This window comes from Microbispora bryophytorum (assembly GCF_006874465.1).
In the GTDB taxonomy this organism is placed as follows: domain Bacteria; phylum Actinomycetota; class Actinomycetes; order Streptosporangiales; family Streptosporangiaceae; genus Microbispora; species Microbispora bryophytorum.
This window is the reverse complement of sequence record NZ_VIRL01000002.1, coordinates 503,137-522,116: the sequence shown is the minus strand read 5'-3', so window position 1 is coordinate 522,116 and position 18,980 is coordinate 503,137. Positions and strand designations below refer to the sequence as shown.

Genomic DNA, 18,980 nt, shown 5'->3' with positions numbered 1-18,980 from the left:
GGCATCGGCTCACGCATCGGCGTCTCGCGCCGCCCGCCGCGCCCGGCTCCGCTCGGCGACGGCGGCGGCGGCCACCTCACGGTCGTCGAAGGGAATGACCTCGGCCCCGACATACTGCCCCTGCTCGTGTCCCTTGCCGGCCACAACTACCACATCTCCGGGCACCGCACCGCCGACGGCCAGGCGGATGGCGTCCGCCCGGTCCGGCTCCACGACCACGTGGGCCCGTTCCTTGATGGGTACCCGCAGTGCGCCCTCCAGCATCGCGGCGAGGATCGCGAGCGGATCCTCCGTACGGGGATTGTCGCTGGTGAACACGGCCAGGTCGGCGAGACGGACGGCGGCCTCGCCCATCATCGGGCGCTTGCCGCGGTCGCGGTCGCCGCCGCAGCCCAGCACGATCACCAGGCGGCCTCCCGGCCCGTCGTCCAGCACGGCGCGCAGCGAGCGCAGGACCGACTCCACCGCGCCCGGCTTGTGCGCGTAGTCCACGATCACCTGGACGTCGTCCGCGCCCGGCACCCGCTCCATCCGGCCCGGCACGCCGCCGAACTCGCTCACGCCGGTCACCGCGGCCTGTAGCGGGACCCCGGCCTCCACCAGCGCCACCAGCGCGCCGAGCGTGTTGTCCACGTTGAACGGGCCGGGCAGGGCCACCGACACCTCGGCCTCGACCCCGCCGGGACCGACCAGGCGGAACGTGCTGCCGGCGGAGCCGAGGCGCACGTTCTCGGCGCGCCAGTCGGCCTCCGGCGCCCCCGCGGCGGAGAACGTCGTGATCGGGATCTTGGCCGTGGCGGCCAGCTCCCGTCCGTGGGCGTCGTCGATGTTCACCACGCCCACCCGGCTGAACTCGGGGGTGAACAGCCGGGCCTTGGCCGCGAAGTAGTCGTCCAGGTCGCGGTGGAAGTCCAGGTGGTCCTGCGAGAGGTTGGTGAAGATCGACACGTCGTAGAACAGGCCGTCCACGCGGCCGAGCGCCAGGGCGTGGCTGGAGACCTCCATCGCCGCCGCGCTCACGCCCCGCTCGCGCATCAGCGCGAACAGCCCCTGCAGGTCGGTCGCCTCCGGAGTGGTGAGCTCGGGGGTGAACCGCGCGTCGCCCGCGCGGATCTCCACGCCGCCGACCAGGCCGGTACGGCGGCCCGCCGCACGCAGGCCCGCCTCCAGCAGGAACGTCGAGGTGGACTTGCCGCTGGTGCCGGTGACGCCGATGAGCGTGATGCCGGCCGCCGGCCTGCCGTACACCCAGGCGGCGACCTGTCCGAGCACCGCCCTCGGGTCGGGCACGACGAGCACCGGCAGCCCGGTGGCGACGGCCTGGTCGCGGCCGTCGGCGTCGGTCAGGATCGCCGTCGCGCCCGACGCCAGGGCGTCGGCGGCGAACTCCGCGCCGTGCCGGGCCTTGCCGGGCGCGGCCACGTACAGGTCGCCGCGCCGCACCCGGCGCGAGTCGAGGGTGATGCCGGTGACGGTGCCGCGTACCGCCCGCGCTCCGGGGGACGGGACGGCCGACGAGGTGCCGAGCAGGGACGCCAGCGCGGACAGCGGGCGAGCCTGGACGGCCTCGGGACGCATGGACGACGGGGAACGCACGGCGAGAGCGTACCCCTCTCCGCCGCTCGCCCCGGCCACTCCTGCTCCGGTCACTCCGCCGTCACTCCGAGGGGCGAAGGACCATCGCGGGCGCCTTCGTGCCGGTCGGCGGGATCTTCCTGCTCTTCAACGCGAAAGTCATGACGTCCTTGAACACCGGGGCGGCGACGGAGCCGCCGTAGTGGTCCTTCTTCGGATCCTGTATCACTGCCAGGGCCATCAACCGGGGCTGGTCCGCGGGGGTGAAGCCGACGAACGTGGCGGTGTACCCGCAGTATCCCGCGCACTTCTCGTCGTACCGCATGGCGGTGCCGGTCTTGCCCGCGACGCGGTAGCCCTCGATCGAGGCCTCCTCTCCCGTGCCCTCGTGGCCCACCACGGCCTCCAGCATCAGCGCGATCTTGTCGGCGGTGGTCTGGCTGATCACCCTCGTGGCCTTGGCCGCGGGGCTGGGGACGAACGCGCCGTGCTCGTCGGTGGTGCCCGCCACGATCGAGGGGGTCATCCGCACTCCGCCGTTGGCGATCGTCTGGTAGACGCTGGCCATCTGCAGCGCGGTGACCGAGATGCCCTGGCCGTAGGCGATCGTACAGCGCTGGCTGCCCGACCATGTCTGCCATTGCGGCAGCAGGCCCGCCTGCTCGCCGGGGATCCCCGACCCGATGCGCGCGCCGAATCCGAAGGACCGGAACATGTCGTAAAGCTGCTGACTGGAGATCTTGTCGGATACCATGATCGTGCCGACGTTGCTCGACTCGGCGAGGATCCCGGTGAACGTCAGCGGCTCGGGCTTGTGCGGGTGGGCGTCCTTGAGCTGCTGGTCGGCGCACTGGATGTGGTCGGGCACGCGGAGCACGGTGTCGGGGGTGACGACGCCCGCCTCCATCGCCGCCGCGGCCGTGATCACCTTGTTGGTGCTGCCCGGCTCGAACACCTCGGACGCCGCGCGGTTGGCGCGGTCGTCGGCCGGGGCCGACTGCCAGTCGTTGAGGTTGGCCTGAGGCGCGTTCGCCATGGCGTAGATCTGCCCGGTCCGCACGTCCATGACGATCACGCTGCCGCTGCGCGCACCCGTCGCCCGGACCTGCCGGTCCAGCGCCTGCTCCGCGGCCCACTGGATGTCCCTGTCGAGGGTGAGGCGCACGTTCCGCCCGGGCACCGGCGCCTCGCGCTGGCTGCGCGTCATCGGGATGCGCTGCCGGTTCGCGCCGAGCTCCACGCTCTGCTTGCCGTCCTTGCCCGCCAGGATGTCGTCGTAGGCGCTCTCCAGGCCCTCCAGGCCCCTGCCGTCGACGCCGACGAAGCCGAGCAGGCCGCCCGCGAGCGAACCCCCGGGATAGAGGCGGCGGTAGGTCTCCTTCATGCCCACGCCCTTGAGCTCGAAGCCCATGATCCGCTTGGCCCGCGGCGGCTCGATGTCGCGGGCCAGCGGGATGTACCGCTGGGTGGTCTTGGCCAGCGCGGCGGCGATCTCCTCCTTGGGCTTGTTCAGCTCACGCGCCAGCGTGGTGGCGACCAGGTCGCGCTTGTCCGGGTCGACGTCCTTGGGGTCGACGTATATCTCCCTGGCCTCGACCGTCACCGCGAGGTCGTGTCCCCCGGCGTCGGTGATCGAGCCGCGCCGCGCCGGTAGCGTCTCGGGCCGCACGCGCTGCTCGGCGGCCCTCGCCTGGAGGACCTTGGAGTCGAAGCCCTGGAGCTGGACCAGCCGGCCGGCGAACAGCGACAGCACGATCGCCATCACCACCAGCGCCGCCCTCAGCCGCCGGGCGGGGTTGCCCAGCCGGAGCACGGCGGGCGGACGTGGCGGACCCGGAGGACCCGGAGGGCGCGGAGGACGTGGCGGTGCCGCAGAACGCTGGGGTCCCTGCGGACGCTGGGGGCGCGGCGGGGCGCCACCGGGGCGGGGACGGCCCGCTCCGGCCCCGCCTGTCCCGCCGGGCGCTCCCGGCGCGGACGGTCGCGCAGCGCCGGTCCTGCCCGGGGCCCCCGCCTTCGCCGAAGCGCCGTCTCCGGACGTCCCCGACGTTCCCGTGACACCGGGTCTGCCGGGAGCGCCGGACTTCCCTGGGGTGCCGGACTTTCCGGGAGCACCGGGCTTTCCGGGAACACCGGGCTTCCCGGAGGCACTCGACTTCCCGGAGGCGCCGGGCTTTCTGGGAGCACCGGACTTCCCGGAGGCACCGGGCTTCCCCGAGGCGCCGGGACGCGGATCGCCGGCGGTCGCGGGGCGTGGGCGGCCGGGAGCGCCGGACGCGGCTCCCCGAGCGCCGTGACCCGGCGCGCCGCCACGCGGACGGCCGGAGCTCTCCGGCGCACCCGCCCGCGGCTGCCCGGGTCCCGCGCCACGCGGACGCCCCTCACCCGGGGCCGGATGCTGCGCGCCGGCGCGGCGCGGGCCGCCGCCGGGCACGCCGGGCTCGCCACTTCGCGGCGCGCGAGAGGGCGGGACGGATCCGCCCGGCGCGGCCCGGCGCCTCCCGGACGACTCGCCGGTGCGGCCATTGCGGGAGTCGTCGCGCTCGCCCGCGGCGTCGCGCGCACCGTCCGCACGGCCGCCGCCCTGCTTGCCTCCGCCTTCCGGGGATCCGCCTTCCGGGGATCCACCGGTCCTGCCGCGCCGTGCCGTGCCGCCTGTCCTGCCGCCCGCCGGCCCGCCTGTCATGCCGCCGGTCGGCCCGCCCGTCGCGTCGTCGCGTCCGGGGTCGGCAGGCCGGCCGGGACGGCCCGGCCTCGACGGCCCGTCCTGACGGGACGGCCGCCCCGGGGAGCCGGGGCTCCTCCTGTCACCGCCCGGGCCCTGGCCACCGCCTCGCCCGCTGGGACCCCCGCGGCCGGGACCCGGGTTCCGGCCGCTGTCTCTCACCGGTCCGTGCCCTCCTTCTGGGCCTGCTCCTGCGCCGCCTCACCGCCGCCGGCGTCGATGAACTGCGGCGCGGACTTGTCGCGCTCGAGGCCCTGCGCCGCGGCCTGATCGCCCAGCGGGCCCGGCTGCGTCCACTGGCGGAGCTGGTTCTCCTGCTCCGCGGCCTGCTCGTGCAGCTCGTCGATGCTCGACTGCAGGTCGCTCAGCCTGAACGAATCCTGTGAGAGGACCACGTTCAGCAGCAGGAGGGTCACCAGGCCACCGCACATGAGGCCCACGACGAGCAGCACGAAGGGCGCACGTGGCGGCCGCCGGAACGCCCGCCGCGCCATTGTGGCACGTGGGGTCGCCGCCGGCCGGGTTTCCGGGCCGCCGTGTCCGGCGCGCCGCGAAGGAGCGGGCGCGACCTCGGTGAGGCCCCTGGCCTCACGGGACGGCGCGGGACGGGCGACCGTGCGAGATCCGGCCGTGCGGGATCCGGCCGTAATGGAAGCGGCCGTACCGGAAGTCGCGGGGGCGGCCTCACGGCGGAGCCGGCCGTCCACGCCACCGGGCCGGGAAGCCGGGGCCGCCTCGCGGCGACGGCCCTCCGCGCCGCGGGGAGCCGGGACGGCCTCGCGCGTGCGGGCGTCGGCTGCCGTGGGCGCGCCGGGGCGGACGCGGCGCTTGTCCGGAGCGGCGACGGCCTCGCCTGCCGGCGCGGCGGTCCGGTCCGGCGTGCGGGGCGGCGCGGCCGTGCGCCCGGCCGCCCTCCTGCTCTCCTGCTCTGTCCTCATCCCTCGCGGATCCTCTCTGCCGCCCGCAAGCGGGCCGAGGCCGCCCGCGGGTTGCGGGCCACCTCTTCGTCGTCCGGGAGCTCCGCTCCCCTCGTCAGAAGGCGGAACCGGGGCTGGTGAGCCTCCAGAGGGATCGGCAGCCCGGGAGGGCCGGTGTCCCTGGTTCGCGCCACGAGGACCTGCTTGGTGAGCCGGTCCTCCAGGGAGTGGTAGGCGAGCACGACCACGCGCCCGCCCAGCGCCAGCGCGTCGAGCGCGGCGGGGAGCGCGAGCTCGAGCGCCGACAGCTCTCCGTTCACCTCGATGCGCAGCGCCTGGAACGTTCTCTTCGCCGGGTTGCCCCCGGTCCGCCTCGTGGCGGCGGGTATCGCCGCGCGTACCAGATCGGCAAGCCGTTTCGTGCTGGTGATGGGGTCCTTGGCGCGCTCCTTGACGATGAGGTTCGCGACGCGTGACGCGAAGCGCTCCTCGCCGTAGACGCGCAGGATGCGGATGAGGTCCGCGGCCGAGTAGGTGTTCACCACACGCTCGGCGGTCAGCTCCTGCTCGCGGTCCATCCGCATGTCGAGGGGGGCGTCGTAGGAATAGGCGAAGCCGCGCTCGGCCTCGTCGAGCTGAGGGGAGGACACGCCGAGGTCGAACAGCGCGGCGTCCACGCGGGGCCGTCCGGCGTCACGGAGCACGTCGGCCAGTTCGTCGGAGACCGCGCGCACCAGGGTGATCCGGTCCGCGTACGGCGCGAGCCGGGCGGTGGAACGCTCGATGGCGGTGGGGTCGCGGTCGATGCCGATGAGATGGAGAGAGGGGTGGGCCGCCAGAAGCGCCTCGGCGTGCCCGCCGAGACCGAGGTTGGCGTCCACGGCCACCGGCTCCGGTCCGGACAACGCCGGAGCGAGCAACTCCAGCACGCGATCGAGCATGACCGGAACGTGACCACCCGGCTGACCGGGCTCGTACGACAACGCTTCCAACCCCCATTTATGCCGCATTACTCGCGGATTCGCGGCTGTGCCGCCGGTGACTACCCAACGGACCCCCACCCATGCCGGTTCCCGGGGAACCGACCCGTCCGGCCAGGTCCCCATCCGCGTCACCGGCCGTGGCGTCTGACACCGGGGAAGGTGCATCAGCTGTCACACGGGAGCGGGTGGAGACCTCGCCGAACGTCACCGACGGGTCAATTGATCAGAAAAGGACCGTTCTACAGAATCCCGGGCAGCACCTCCTCCGACAGATCGGAGAATGCCTGCTCCTGGGCCTCCAGGTAGGTGTCCCATGCCTGGGCGTCCCAGATCTCCAGCCGCGTGTTGGCGCCGATCACGACGCAGTCACGTTCCAGCCCGGCGTACCGCCGCAGCGTCTGGGGAATCGTGATGCGCCCCTGCTTGTCCGGCACCTCGTCGGACGCGCTGGCGAAGAAGACACGGCTGTAGTCGCGGACCGCCTTCGCCGTCACGGGAGCGGTACGCAGGGCCTCGGTGATGCGCTGGAACTCCTCTACGGGGAAGACGTAGAGGCAGCGCTCCTGGCCTTTGGTGATCACCAGACCCTCCGCCAGCTCCTCGCGATACTTCGCCGGCAGGAACAGCCGTCCTTTGTCGTCGAGGCGCGGGTGGTGGGTGCCGAGGAACACCGGACCCACCTCCTGTGCCTTGCGGAGCGCTCAGCGCTATAGCCCCTGCCCTCCACTGCGCACCACCATACTCCACTTCTCCCCACCGTCAACTGATTCTGAGTGTGTCCGCATTCAAAATCGGCGGCGTTTTCGCAGGTGAAATGGGGTGGGCCGGAGTGGGGCGCCACGGGCCCCCCGGCCCGCGCACGGGCGTGTCGGCTCGCCGGAAACCCCGGCGCGTACGGGGTTCCCGGCGGCGGGCGGAGCCAGGTGGAGGAAAGCGGTGGGGGGAAGTGGAGTGCGCCGGGGGCGCCGCGGCTTCATGTGTCACGGGATTCGGACGAACGCGCCACGCGACTGTGAAGAGACACCACAACACTGTGGGCAGTTCACCCGGATTTCCGGACAAAGTCGCCCTAGAACCAGAGGGGACATAAGGTCAGTACGCAGAATGGAAAAGGAACGTTTAGCACCCCATTCTCGGGGACGCACCCTCATGGAGGCCTGGTGGCAGTAACTCCCGACGTCACCGATGCTTCAGCCCGGCTCGAGGATCTGATCGACACCGCCCACCGGATCCGCAACTCGATCGAATCAGTGATCGAGGGCAAGAGCGACGTCGTCCGCCTTACTCTCACCGTGCTCCTGGCGGAGGGCCACCTGCTGATCGAGGACGTGCCCGGCGTGGGCAAGACGATGCTCGCCAAGGCCCTGGCGCGCTCGCTCGACTGCCCGGTCAAGCGCGTCCAGTTCACCCCCGACCTGCTGCCGAGCGACATCACCGGAGTCAGCGCGTACAACCAGCAGACGCGGGAGTTCGAGTTCAAGCCCGGACCGGTCTTCGCCAACATCGTCGTCGGAGACGAGATCAACCGCGCCTCCCCCAAGACGCAGTCCGCCCTCCTGGAGTGCATGGAGGAGCACCAGGTCACGGTCGACGGCGTGACCTACGTCCTGGAGTCGCCCTTCATGGTCATCGCGACGCAGAACCCGATCGAGATGGAGGGCACCTATCCCCTCCCCGAGGCGCAGCGCGACCGCTTCACCGCCAAGATCGCGATGGGGTATCCGGAGCCGGCCGCCGAGTTGGAGATGCTCGACGTGCACGGCGCCTCCCAGCCGCTGGACAAGATGGAGCCGGTCGCGACCACGGCCGACGTGGCCGCGCTGATCCAGGCCGTCCGCGCCGTCTACGTCTCCCAGCCGGTCAAGCGCTACGCCGTCGACATGGTGGCCGCCACCCGGCACTCCCCCGACCTGCGGCTCGGCGCCTCCCCGCGGGCCACCCTTCATCTGGTGCGAGCCGCGCGGGCGCACGCCGCGCTGTCCGGCCGCGACTACGTGATCCCGGACGACCTGCAGGAACTGGCCGTCCCCGTGCTGGCGCACCGCCTGCTGCCGAGCCTGGAGGCGCAGGGTCAGCGCCGCCACCCGGAACAGCTCGTCGGCGAGCTGGTGCGGCGCGTCCCCGTCCCCGACGCCAATTAGCGGACGCGAGTGGATCCGGGCGCACGCCCGGCGATGTGACAGTGAGCAAGTGACGGAGGGCCCATGACCGGGCTGAAGGCTCTGACCCCGCGAGGACGCTCGTTCCTCGCCTCCGGCGTGGCGGCCCTGCTGTGCGCCCTCGTCCTCGGGGAGCACGACCTGCTGCGCGTGGCCGTGCTGATCATCGCGATGCCGTTGATCGCGTCGATGGTCGTGACGCGCACGCGATACCGTCTGGCCTCCACCCGGCGGCTCGGCCCGGCCCGGGTGCAGGCCGGCGAGGAGAGCACGGTCACCCTGCGGCTGGAGAACGTCACCCGGCTGCCCACCGGGCTGCTGCTGGTGGAGGACACCCTGCAGTACGCGCTGGGCACGCGGCCGAGGTTCGTCCTCGACCGGATGGAGTCGCGCGGCGTCCGGGAGATCGACTACAAGGTGAGCTCGGACCTGCGGGGACGCTTCCCGGTCGGGCCGCTCTCGGTGCGGATCGCCGACCCGTTCGGGCTGGTCGAGCTCACCCGCTCGTTCACCGTCACCGACACTCTGGTGGTCACCCCCGAGGTGGTGCCGCTGCCGCCGGTGCGCCTGTCGGGCGAGCACAGCGGCGGCGGCGACAGTCGTACGCGGTCGGTCGCGGCGGCGGGCGACGACGACGTGGCGCCCCGCGAGTATCGCCAGGGCGACGACCTGCGCCGGGTCCACTGGCGCTCGACCGCGCGGCGCGGCGAGCTGATGGTGCGGCGCGAGGAACAGGAGTTGCAGAGCCGGGGCGCGCTGCTGCTCGACACCCGCAGGCACGCCCACCGGGGTGAGGGGCCGCGCTCGTCGTTCGAGGTCGCGGTCTCGGCCGCCGCGTCCATCGGCGTGCACCTGTCCGCGGAGGGGCTCGCCCTGCGCCTGGTCACCGACCAGGGCGCGCGGCACGTGGTGGACAGCGGTCAGTCGTGGTCGCTGCTCGACACGCTCGCCGTCATCCGGCAGAGCACGGCGCGCTCGCTGGAGCACGGCGTCGCCGCGCTGCGCCAGGGCGGCGGGGACGGGCTGATCATCGCGGTCCTCGGGGCGCTCGACCTGGAGGAGGCCCAGGCGCTCGCCCAGCTCAGGCGTCCGGGCGTGACCGCGGTCGCGGTCCTGCTCGACCTCGCGTCCTGGGACCGGGCTTCCGGGAACGGGGCCTCCTGGGACGCCGTCGCGGACGACGGCGCGCGGGCCGCGCGCTCGGTCCTGACCGGCGCCGGGTGGCGGGTGCTCGGCCTGCCCGCCGGCGCCTCGCTCGCCGGCGTGTGGCCGGAGGCCGGAAACAAGAGGAGCGCGGCCTGAGCCGGCCGCTCCGGCGTGACGGAGGATGAAGCAATGAAACTGCCGGTTGCGGCGGGGTTGGCCACGGCGGCCGTCACGGTCACGCTCTACCCCCTCTTCGAGGGCGGCACCTGGTTCTGGTCCTGCTTGGGGGCGATCCTCGTCACCACCGCGGCCGGGGCGCTCGCCTCCCACCTGGGCGCCCGTCCGTGGGTGGCGCCCACCGTGACGCCGGTCGCGGTCCTGCTCTACCTGACGCTCATCTTCACTCCCGACGAGGCGTGGCTGCGGATCGTCCCCACCAAGGACTCCCTCGCCCTGCTGGCCGAGCTGATCGGCTCCGGGTTCGACGACATCCAGCGCTATGCCGCCCCCGTGCCGGACGATCCCGGCATCACGCTGCTCACCACGGCGGGCGTGGCGCTGATCGCCCTGTTCGTGGACGTCTTCGCGGTGCGGCTGCGCCGGGCGGCGCTGGCCGGGCTGCCGCTGCTCGCCCTGTTCACCGTGCCCGCGGCGGTGCTCACGGAGCCGATCGGGTGGATCGCGTTCGTCGTCGCGGCCTTCGGCTACATCGGCCTGCTCGTGACCGACGGGCGGGAGCGCCTGAGCGGCTGGGGCCGGGCCGTCGTGGTGCGCCGTTCCTCCGGCTCCGCGCGCGGCGCCGCCCCCGACACCGAGCGGCTCGCCCTGTCCGGCAAGCGCATCGGCGTGACGGCGATCGCCCTGGCGGTCCTGGTGCCCGCGGTGCTGCCGGCGCTCTCCCCCGATCCGCTGTTCGGCTTCGGCGTCGGCAACGGCCTCGGAGGAGGCGGCGGCAACATCGGCATCCCCGACGCCATCGCCAAGCTCGGCGGCCAGCTCAGGCAGCAGCGCAACGCGACCGTGCTCACCTACACCAGCAGCGACGACGTGCCGCGCTATCTGCGGATCTACTCTCTCGACATCTTCGACGGGGCGAAGTGGACGCTGTCCCCGCTGCGGGGGCTCTCGGAGGACCGCGTGTCGGAGGGGCCGCTGCCGCCCGTCCCCGGGCTCCGTCCCGGGATAACGGTGAAGCGCGCCGAGATGCGGGTCACGATGAGCGACGACCTCGACAAGCTCAACTTCCTGCCGCTGCCGTACCCGGCCCGGCAGGTCGAGGCGGACGGCGACTGGCGCGCGGACCGGTCCTCGCTCATGGTCTTCTCCACCGAGGACGAGGCGTCCGGGCTGGATTATCGGGTGGTGACCGAAGAGCCCGAGCCCACCATGACCGAGTTGCGCACGGCGGTGACCCTCCCGGAAAGCGACCGCTATCTGCAGCTGCCCGACGGGCTCGACCCCCGGGTGGCCGACCTCGCGCGCCGGGTCACCGCCGACGCCGCCACGCCGTACGAGGCCGCGGTCGAGCTGCAGGAGTGGTTCACCCGGGGCGACCGGTTCACCTACGACGTGCGCGCGTCCGGTTCGGGCGCGCAGGCGCTGTCCCGCTTCCTGCTGCGCGACCGCACCGGCTACTGCGAGCAGTTCGCCGGGGCGATGGCCGTGATGGCGCGTCTGCTCAACATCCCGGCGCGGGTGTCGATCGGTTACACGGGCGGCACCAAGATCGACAACGTGTGGACGGTGCGCACCCACGACGCCCACGCGTGGCCGGAGCTGTTCTTCGACGGGATCGGCTGGCTGCGGTTCGAGCCAACCCCCGCCGGGGCCGGCGGGCAGGGCACGGCCCGGGTGCCGCTGTACTCGCTGCCGGTCACGCCGACCGACGGTCCCACGACGGGCCCGTCCGACGGTCCGTCGGCGGACGAGAAGGACGACAGCGGCCAGAGCGCCGGGCCGGCCCGGCCGAACCCGCGCCAGCTCGACCGCGACCTCGACGGCACGGCCATCGCGGCCGACTCCGGCACGCCCACGGCCGTCAAGATCGGTATCGGCGTCGCCGCCGCGCTCGCGCTGCTGTTGCTGCCGGCCGCCGCGCGGCTCGTGGTGCGCCGCCGGCGCCTTCGCCGGATGACGCGGACGGCGGCCGGAGGTCACGCGGCCTGGGCCGAACTGCGTGACATGCTCACGGACCTGGGAATGGCCGGGGAGCCGAGCGAGACGCCGCGTGCGCTCGGCCGCCGGATCGGCGAGCGCTACGCGCTCGGACCACAGGCCGCCGAGTCGCTCACCCGCGTCGTCACGTCCGAGGAGCGGCTCAGGTACGCTCCCACGCCTTCGGCGTCTGGGCCCGTCGCCGCGGACCTAAGCCGGATCAGGCGCGATCTGGCGTCGCGGGCCTCACGGTGGCGGCGCCTGGGGGCCGTGCTCGCCCCGATGTCCGTCCTGCTGCGGGTGCGCGCGGCCGGCGAGGGCGCGCTCGACGTGTTCGACCGGCTGGAGGGACTGCGCCTGCGGCGGCCGGGCGCGACGCGGGCGGCCGCTACGCCGCGACGCCCCGGCGGCGCGCGGGCCGAGGCCGGGGAGTCCGCGAGGGAGCGGACCCTGACCGGCTCCCGCCGCTGATCGGCCGGCTCCCGCCGCAGACGAATCGGTGGGCCCGCGACACGGGCCCACCGGCGTTGCCTCGGATGGGGGGCGGTGATTCAGATGGGGATCAGTGCTCGTCGTGGCGGCGGCGCCAGCGCTCTTCCATTCGCTCCATGAAGCTCTGGCGCTGGGGGCGGCGGCCGCGCTCGCGGGACGGCGGGGAGTCACCGAACCCGTTCATGCGCTTCCAGCTCGACAGGCCCCACAGGCAGGTGGCCAGCATGACCACGAAGCCGGCGGCACCGAGCCAGATCTGGGCCGCGACGACGCCGACCATCAGCAGGACCACGCCGAGTGCGAAGCCTATGGAGGCCTTCACCAGGCGGCGCTTGTAGTGGCTGCGCGGATCGCTGATCCGTACGGTGTTCGCCCACTTCGGGTCCTCGGCATAGAGGGCCTGCTCGATCTGGTCGAGCAAGCGCTGCTCGTGCTCAGATAGCGGCACGGCGCCTCCCAAGGACGGCCCCATTCAGGGGAAGACGGCAACGGACGACACGGGGTGTCCGAACCTCGCGGTCGGTTATCCCCAGAATACGAGGCCTCAGACGTAGGCGAAAGAAAACGTCCAACGCGGTCCAAACCGGAGGTGACGTCATGGACCTATTGGACCAAACGGACGACGAACAAGCGATGCCGGCTTCACCGCGTCCGGACCGAAGCGGCGGGCCGCCCGGTCCATGGCCTGTTCGGCCTCCCGCCAGCCGGTCTCCCGCTCCCCCAGCCCCAGCTGACGCGTCGCGGCGGCGGCCGGGATCAGGTTCTCCATGCGCACGCCGACCAGCCGCAACCGCACCCGCTCCAGCCCGGCGGCCTCGTAGAGCTCGCATGATGTGTCGAAAATCTCCTTCGCGACGTCGGTCGCCTCGCGCAGCGTACGCGACCGGGTGATGGTCGTGAAGTCGGATCGGCGGAGTTTGACGCTGACCGTGCGGCCGACGTGCCCGCCGGCCCGCAGGCGCGCGGCCACGCGCTCCGACAGCCGCAGCAGTTCACGCCTGATCGTCGCGGGGTCGTCGACGTCGTGCGGGAACGTCTCCTCGTTGCCGATGCTCTTGTCGGGCGCGTGCGGCACCACCCGGCGCTCGTCGCGCCCCCAGGCCAGGGCCGCCAGATGCGCGCCGACGGCGCCGAACTCGCGCTGGAGGGTCGCCGCCGGCACCTGGGCCAGATCCCCCACGGTGCGGATGCCGAGCCGTACGAGGGCCTGCTCGGTGCGCTCTCCCACCCCCCACAGAGCGGCGACGGGCAGCGGGTGCAGGAACTCCACCACCCGGTCGGCCGGGACCACGAGCAGGCCGTCGGGCTTGCACTGGCGCGAGGCGAGCTTGGCCACGAACTTGGTGCTCGCCACCCCCACCGAGCAGGTGATGCCGTGCCGCTCGGCGACCTGGGCGCGGATCATCCGGGCGATGGCCGCCGGGCTGCCGAGCCTGCGGCGGGCCCCGCCGACGTCGAGGAACGCCTCGTCGGAGGCGATCGGCTCCACTTCGGGGGTGACCGCCTTGAAGATCTCCATGACGCCGCGGGACACCTCGGCGTACATGGCGTGGCGGGGCGGGATGACCGTGGCCTGCGGGCAGATGCGCCGGGCCCGGGTCATCGGCATCGCCGAATGGACCCCGAACCTGCGGGCCTCGTAGGTGGCGCTCAGCACGACCCCGCGCACGCCGGTGGCGCCGACGATGACCGGGGTGCCCCGCAGCTCCGGGCGGTCGAGCAGCTCGACGCTGGCGTAGAAGGCGTCCATGTCCACGTGCAGGATGGGGCAGCCGCTGTCGTCGACCGGACCGTCCGGCGGTGGCGACGGATCCCGAGGCAGCAGCTGGTTCCGGGACATGAGGTCACCCTACCCGACCACCGTGCTACCCGAACGTTTTTTCTACTGGCGGTAGGCGATGACGTGGATCTGGGTGGCGACGTCGCGGAGCACGGGATGGGTCGCCGCCGCCCGCTCCAGCGCGACGAGGCCCTCGGGGTCGCTGTCGGCCAGCATGCCCGGGACGAGGTCGGCGAAGATCCGCACGCCGTGCACCTCGCCGACGGTGAACCCGGCGCCGGCCAGCAGCGCGCCCAGCGTCTCCCGGGAGAAGCGGCGCGGCGTGGGGTCGCGGTCGCCCCAGCGGCCCGCCGGGTCCGACAGCACCCGGCGCGCCTCGTCGAAGTTGCCGGCCAGCGAGCGGTGGACGGCCGCGGCGACCGAGTTGGCGGCCAGCACGCTCACCACGCCGCCCTGCCGCAGGATGCCGCCGACCGCGCCGAGCGCGCCCGCCGGGTCCTCGACGTACTCCAGCACGCTGTGGCACAGCACCAGGTCGGCGCTGCCGGGATCCAGCAGGTCGCCGAGGTCGGCGGCGTCGCCCTGCAGGCCCTTCACGCCGACGCCCGTCTCGGCGGCGCGGCGCTCCAGCGCGGCCAGCGAATCAGGGGTGGGGTCGACCACGGTCACGGCGTGTCCGAGCGTGGCCAGCGGCACGGCGAAGCCGCCCGTGCCGCCGCCCGCGTCCACGATGTCGAGCGTGTCGCGCCCGGTGGCGGCCGTCCGCTCGGCCAGGAGCGCGCGCAGCGCCTCCCAGACGACGGCGCGGCGTGTGGCGTCACGCACTTGCGGCCTCCCTGTCGGCCTCTCGAACGAACTGTCGACCTCTCGGAACCGCCGGCCTCTCGGCACTGCCAAGGGCCGGCGTCGAGGACCGAGGGCCCTGGGGTCAGAGCGAAAGCGAGGGCTTGAGCTGCTTGAAGCGAGCCAGCAGCCCGTTGACGAACTGCGGCGACTCGTCGGTCGACAGCTCCGCCACCAGGTGCACCCACTCGCTGATGACCACGCCCTCCGGGACCTCCTCCGACCACAGCATCTCGTAGGTGCCGCCGCGCAGGGCGTTGCGGTCCACGGCCGGCATGCGCTCCAGAGTCCAGCCCTCGGCGTACGTCGAGATCAGCTCGTCGATGCGGTCCAGGTGCCGGACCACGCCCTCGATGAGGAAGGAGGTGTACTCGTTGACCGGCGGGTCCGCCCGCTCCACCCGCTCGGCGAGCACGTTGAGCGGGCTCAACTGCCGGGCCTCGGCCTCGAAGAGGACGTCCAGCGCGCGGCGGCGGGCCTTCCCCCGGGCCGACACGTCAGGCCCGACCGAGGTACTCGCCGGTGCGAGTGTCGACCTTGACCTTCTCACCGGTCGTGATGAAGAGCGGGACCTTGATCTCGGCGCCGGTCTCCAGGGTGGCGGGCTTGGTGCCGCCGGTGGAGCGGTCGCCCTGCAGGCCCGGGTCGGTGTGCGAGATCGTCAGCTCGGCGGCCGCCGGGAGGTCGACGTACAGCGGGTTGCCCTCGTTGAAGGCGATCGTCGCGGTCGTGTTCTCCAGCATGTAGTTGGCGGCGGTGCCCACCACCTCGCGCGGGATGTTGACCATGTCGTAGGTCTCGGTGTCCATGAAGACGAAGTCGTCGCCGTCGAGGTAGGAGTACTGCATGTCCCGCTTGTCGACGTTCGCCACTTCGACCTTCACGCCGGCGTTGAAGGTCTTGTCGACGACCTTGCCGGACATGATGTTCTTGAGCTTGGTGCGGACGAACGCACCGCCCTTACCCGGCTTGACGTGCTGGAACTCGACAACGGTCCACAGCTCCCCGCCGTCGAGCTTGAGCACGAGTCCGTTCTTCAGGTCGTTCGTCGTCGCCACGTAGAGTCTCCCGCGTGCGGCTGCCCTACAGGACGAGCAGCTCCTTGGTCGTCAGTGTGAGAAGCTCCGGCCCGTCACCACGCGTCACCAGCGTGTCCTCGATGCGCACACCGCCCCTGCCCGGAAGATAAACCCCCGGCTCGACGGTGATCGGAACTCGATCCTCTAGTCTACCGGTCTTGCCAGGGCCCAGGAACGGCAGCTCGTGGATCTCCAGGCCGACTCCGTGGCCCAGCCCGTGGCCGAACCGCTCGGCGTGACCCGCCTCCGCGATCACGTCGCGCGCCGCGGCGTCCACCTCGTGCGCCGTCGCCCCCGCCCGTACGGCGTGGCGGCCGGCCCGCTGGGCCTGCCGTACGAGGTCGTAGAGGTCGCGCTGCCACGTCGCGGGCGGGCCCACCGCGACCGTGCGGGTCATGTCGGCGTGGTAGCCGTCGTAGCGGGCGCCGAAGTCCATGGTCACCAGGTCGCCCCGCCCGACCGGCCGGTCCGAGGGCGAGTGGTGCGGGATCGAGCCGTTGGGGCCGCTCGCCACGATGGAGTCGAAGGCCGGCTTGTCGGCGCCGAGCTCGACCATGGCGGCCTCCAGCCACCGGGCGATCTCCCGCTCGGTGACGCCGGGGGCGACGCGCTCCACGACCAGGGAGAACGCCTCATCGGTGATCGCGCAGGCGCGCCGCAGCGCCGCGATCTCCCCCTCGTCCTTCACGGCCCTGACGGCCTCCACGAGACCGCCGACCGGCACGAGGCCCGCATGCTCGGCGGCCAGCCGCTGGAACAGCCCCACCGGCATGTGGTCGGCCTCCACCGCGACCCGCGCCGCGCCCTGCCCCCGCTTGAGCAGGGCTCCCGCCACGTCGCGGTCCTCGATCACCTCGACGCCCGAGCACACCGCCCGCGCCGCCTCCAGGTAGCGCGAGTCGGTGGCGAGTGCGGCCTCGCCCGTCGCGGTGACGAGCACGGCGGCGTTGGAGCTCGCCAGGCCGGTCAGGTAGCGGACGTTGACCGGCCAGGTCACGAGGACAGCCGCCGCCTCGTGTTCGCGCAGCGCCTCGGCCAGCCGCGCGCGGCGGGATGTGTGCGTCACGCCCGGGACTCTACGCCCACGCGGCGCGGGCCGGACGGTCCCCCGCGCCGCCGGACGGCTCAGGAGGCCAGGTCGCGGATCTTCTCGATGAGCTTGACGCGCTCCTCGTGGGTGCGGCCCATGGGGGCGACATTGAGCGTGGTGACGCCGGCCTCGCGCAGCGCGGCGAGCCGCTCCCTGACGTGCCCCTCGGGACCGACCAGGGACATGCGCTCCAGCAGCTCCATCGGCACCAGCGCCTCGGCCTCCTTCTTCCTGCCCTCCAGGTAGAGGTCCTGGATCCGCTCGGCCTCCTTCTCGTAGCCGTAGCGGCGGGCCAGGTCGTTGTAGAAGTTCTTCCCCTTGGCGCCCATGCCGCCGATGTAGAGGGCGGCCATGGAACGGCCCAGCTCCAGCATGTCGCCGGTGTCGTCGCCGATCGCCAGCATGGCCTGGGCGATCACGTCCAGCTCGCCGAGCGCGGGGTCGCGGCGCTCCCGCCCGGCGGCGAGCGAGGCGCCCCACACGTCGCCGGCCTTCTCGGGCACGAAGAAGATGGGCTCCCAGCCCTCGGCCAGCTCGGCGGCCAGCTGCACGTTCTTGGGCCCGATGGCCGCGATCACGATCGGGACGCGTTCGCGCACCGGGTGGTTGATCAGCTTGAGCGGCTTGCCGAGGCCGGTGCCGCCCTCCAGGGGCAGCGTGTAGTGCTTGCCCGCGTACTGCAGCCGCTCGCGCCGCCAGACCTTGCGGCAGATCTCGATGACCTCGCGGGTGCGGCCGAGCGGCGCGGTGTACGGCACGCCGTGGAAGCCCTCGATGACCTGCGGGCCCGAGGAGCCGATGCCGAGCGTGAACCGCCCGTCGGAGACGTAGTCGAGGCCGGCGGCCGTCATGGCCAGCAGAGCCGGTGTGCGCGAGTAGATGGGCAGGATGCCCGAGGCGATCTGCAGCCGCTCGGTCCTCGCCGCGATGTATCCGAGCTGGCTGACGGCGTCGAAGCTGTACGCCTCGGCCACGAACACGATGTCGAGCCCGGCCTTCTCGTAGTCGGCCAGCTCGGCGACGGTCTCTTTGAAGCCCCCCGAGTAGTTGAGGGCCATCCCGATCCGCATCCGCTTCGTCCTTCCACGCGTGAACCCGCCAGTAACCGAATGATGTTCCGTATTCGGGTCCCAAGGCTAGTGCCGCGACCGACAAGATGCGCTCGGACGGAGCGGTGTCCGGAGCGCCGCATCAGGCGGACGGGCATGCCCGCCGTCAGGGTCTGCGTCCGACGCCTCCGAGCACCGGCAGGAAGCCGCCGCGCAGCGGCAGCGCGTCGAGCTCGGGACGCCACTCGTTCAGCGGGACCGCTCCGGGCTCGACCATGTCGAACCCGTCGAAGAACCCGGCGATCCGCGCCGCCGGCCTGGCCTCGAAGGGCGCGTTGGCCCTGCCGTACACGCCGCCCGCCGCGGCCATCGCCTCCGGGACGGGGTCGGAGCAGGCGTGCGAGATGACGAGGACACTCCCGGAGGGGAGCAGTTCGCGGTAGGCCGCGACGATCCCCTCCGGGTCCTCCTCGTCCGGCACGAAGTGGAGGCAGGCCACCATCAGCAGCGCGACGGGCCGCTCGAAGCTGAGACCGCTCTCCGACGCCGCGGCGAGGATCTCCTCGGGGCTGCGCAGGTCGCCCAGCAGGAAGCGCACACGCGGATCGCCTTCCAGCAGCGCCCGCGCGTGCGCCGCCACCACCGCGTCGTTGTCCACGTACGTCACGAGCGCGTCGGGGGCCTCCTTCATCGCGATCTCGTGGACGTTGCCCTGCGTCGGCAGCCCGGCGCCGAGGTCGAGGAACTGGCGGATGCCGCACTCGGCCGCCAGGTAGCGCACGGCCCGGCCGAGGAACGCGCGGTTCTCAAGCACGGCCTCCCGTACGTGCCCATCGGACAGCTCGATGATCCGCTCGGCCGCCGCCCGGTCGGCCGGGAAGTGGTTCTTGCCGCCCAGGTAGTAGTCGTACATGCGGGCGACGTTGGGTTGAGTGACGTCGAACCCGCCGGGCGCCTGCTTCGTCATGACACGCTCCGCTCGGCCGGA

Annotated in this window: 16 protein-coding genes; 3 read left to right on the top strand and 13 right to left on the bottom strand. The window is 72.8% G+C overall.

Features of this window, described 5'->3' with window-relative positions:
• Nucleotides 1-9: 9 nt before the first annotated feature.
• From FLX07_RS06730 to mraZ, 5 genes are all read right to left on the bottom strand, one after another.
• Nucleotides 10-1,578 carry a UDP-N-acetylmuramoyl-L-alanyl-D-glutamate--2,6-diaminopimelate ligase gene (locus FLX07_RS06730; protein WP_142568954.1) on the bottom strand — a complete coding sequence of 523 codons (1,569 nt, stop codon included), beginning with the start codon at nucleotides 1,576-1,578 and terminating at the stop codon, nucleotides 10-12.
• A gap of 79 nt (nucleotides 1,579-1,657) precedes the next feature.
• Entirely contained in the window at nucleotides 1,658-3,388 is a 1,731-nt protein-coding gene (locus FLX07_RS36905) for a peptidoglycan D,D-transpeptidase FtsI family protein (protein ID WP_229689642.1), read from the bottom strand.
• Nucleotides 3,389-4,458: 1,070 nt separating this feature from the next.
• Nucleotides 4,459-5,238: a cell division protein FtsL gene (gene ftsL, locus FLX07_RS06720; RefSeq protein ID WP_142568603.1), complete on the bottom strand. Its 780-nt coding sequence runs from the start codon at nucleotides 5,236-5,238 to the stop codon at nucleotides 4,459-4,461.
• Entirely contained in the window at nucleotides 5,235-6,227 is a 993-nt protein-coding gene (rsmH, locus tag FLX07_RS06715) for a 16S rRNA (cytosine(1402)-N(4))-methyltransferase RsmH (protein WP_142568601.1), read from the bottom strand. The genes ftsL and rsmH overlap by 4 nt, the downstream gene beginning before the upstream one ends.
• Nucleotides 6,228-6,439: 212 nt before the next feature.
• Nucleotides 6,440-6,871, bottom strand: a complete 432-nt coding sequence (mraZ, locus tag FLX07_RS06710) for a division/cell wall cluster transcriptional repressor MraZ (RefSeq protein WP_079318531.1) — start codon at nucleotides 6,869-6,871, stop codon at nucleotides 6,440-6,442.
• A 489-nt stretch (nucleotides 6,872-7,360) separates the two neighbouring features.
• Between mraZ and FLX07_RS06705 the strand changes: the two genes are divergently transcribed.
• From FLX07_RS06705 to FLX07_RS06695, 3 genes are all read left to right on the top strand, one after another.
• Nucleotides 7,361-8,341, top strand: coding sequence for an AAA family ATPase (locus FLX07_RS06705; protein ID WP_142568599.1), 981 nt, complete (start codon nucleotides 7,361-7,363; stop codon nucleotides 8,339-8,341).
• A 63-nt stretch (nucleotides 8,342-8,404) separates the two neighbouring features.
• Entirely contained in the window at nucleotides 8,405-9,661 is a 1,257-nt protein-coding gene (locus tag FLX07_RS06700; protein ID WP_142568597.1) for a DUF58 domain-containing protein, read from the top strand.
• Nucleotides 9,662-9,694: 33 nt separating this feature from the next.
• Complete coding sequence (locus tag FLX07_RS06695; RefSeq protein WP_142568595.1) at nucleotides 9,695-12,130, top strand: transglutaminase TgpA family protein; 2,436 nt, start codon at nucleotides 9,695-9,697, stop codon at nucleotides 12,128-12,130.
• A gap of 91 nt (nucleotides 12,131-12,221) precedes the next feature.
• Here FLX07_RS06695 and FLX07_RS06690 read toward each other — a convergent pair whose 3' ends face one another.
• The 8 genes from FLX07_RS06690 to FLX07_RS06655 form a co-directional block, all read right to left on the bottom strand.
• Complete coding sequence (locus FLX07_RS06690) at nucleotides 12,222-12,599, bottom strand: DUF3040 domain-containing protein (RefSeq protein WP_142568593.1); 378 nt, start codon at nucleotides 12,597-12,599, stop codon at nucleotides 12,222-12,224.
• A 147-nt stretch (nucleotides 12,600-12,746) separates the two neighbouring features.
• Nucleotides 12,747-13,991: a DNA polymerase IV gene (locus tag FLX07_RS06685; RefSeq protein WP_142568591.1), complete on the bottom strand. Its 1,245-nt coding sequence runs from the start codon at nucleotides 13,989-13,991 to the stop codon at nucleotides 12,747-12,749.
• 42 nt (nucleotides 13,992-14,033) lie between these two features.
• Nucleotides 14,034-14,756 (bottom strand): methyltransferase domain-containing protein, encoded by a 723-nt coding sequence (locus FLX07_RS06680; RefSeq protein ID WP_142568589.1) that lies wholly within the window; start codon nucleotides 14,754-14,756, stop codon nucleotides 14,034-14,036.
• 103 nt (nucleotides 14,757-14,859) lie between these two features.
• Nucleotides 14,860-15,270: a transcription antitermination factor NusB gene (nusB, locus tag FLX07_RS06675; protein ID WP_142568587.1), complete on the bottom strand. Its 411-nt coding sequence runs from the start codon at nucleotides 15,268-15,270 to the stop codon at nucleotides 14,860-14,862.
• A 1-nt stretch (nucleotide 15,271) separates the two neighbouring features.
• Nucleotides 15,272-15,832, bottom strand: a complete 561-nt coding sequence (gene efp / locus FLX07_RS06670) for an elongation factor P (protein ID WP_142568585.1) — start codon at nucleotides 15,830-15,832, stop codon at nucleotides 15,272-15,274.
• Between the two features lie 25 nt (nucleotides 15,833-15,857).
• Nucleotides 15,858-16,919 carry a M24 family metallopeptidase gene (locus tag FLX07_RS06665; RefSeq protein WP_142568582.1) on the bottom strand — a complete coding sequence of 354 codons (1,062 nt, stop codon included), beginning with the start codon at nucleotides 16,917-16,919 and terminating at the stop codon, nucleotides 15,858-15,860.
• A 59-nt stretch (nucleotides 16,920-16,978) separates the two neighbouring features.
• Nucleotides 16,979-18,013, bottom strand: coding sequence for an LLM class F420-dependent oxidoreductase (locus FLX07_RS06660; RefSeq protein WP_142568580.1), 1,035 nt, complete (start codon nucleotides 18,011-18,013; stop codon nucleotides 16,979-16,981).
• 145 nt (nucleotides 18,014-18,158) lie between these two features.
• On the bottom strand, nucleotides 18,159-18,959 hold the full coding sequence (locus tag FLX07_RS06655; RefSeq protein WP_142568579.1) for an SAM-dependent methyltransferase: 801 nt from the start codon (nucleotides 18,957-18,959) through the stop codon (nucleotides 18,159-18,161).
• Nucleotides 18,960-18,980 lie beyond the last annotated feature (21 nt).

Coding starts and splice junctions, on each gene's coding strand:
- FLX07_RS06730 (WP_142568954.1), bottom strand. CDS start 1,578: ATGCGTCCCGAGGCCGTCCAGGCTCGCCCGCTGTCCGCGCTGGCGTCC.
- ftsL (WP_142568603.1), bottom strand. CDS start 5,238: ATGAGGACAGAGCAGGAGAGCAGGAGGGCGGCCGGGCGCACGGCCGCG.
- rsmH (WP_142568601.1), bottom strand. CDS start 6,227: ATGCGGCATAAATGGGGGTTGGAAGCGTTGTCGTACGAGCCCGGTCAG.
- FLX07_RS06700 (WP_142568597.1), top strand. CDS start 8,405: ATGACCGGGCTGAAGGCTCTGACCCCGCGAGGACGCTCGTTCCTCGCC.
- FLX07_RS06695 (WP_142568595.1), top strand. CDS start 9,695: ATGAAACTGCCGGTTGCGGCGGGGTTGGCCACGGCGGCCGTCACGGTC.
- FLX07_RS06685 (WP_142568591.1), bottom strand. CDS start 13,991: ATGTCCCGGAACCAGCTGCTGCCTCGGGATCCGTCGCCACCGCCGGAC.
- FLX07_RS06660 (WP_142568580.1), bottom strand. CDS start 18,013: ATGCGGATCGGGATGGCCCTCAACTACTCGGGGGGCTTCAAAGAGACC.
- FLX07_RS06655 (WP_142568579.1), bottom strand. CDS start 18,959: ATGACGAAGCAGGCGCCCGGCGGGTTCGACGTCACTCAACCCAACGTC.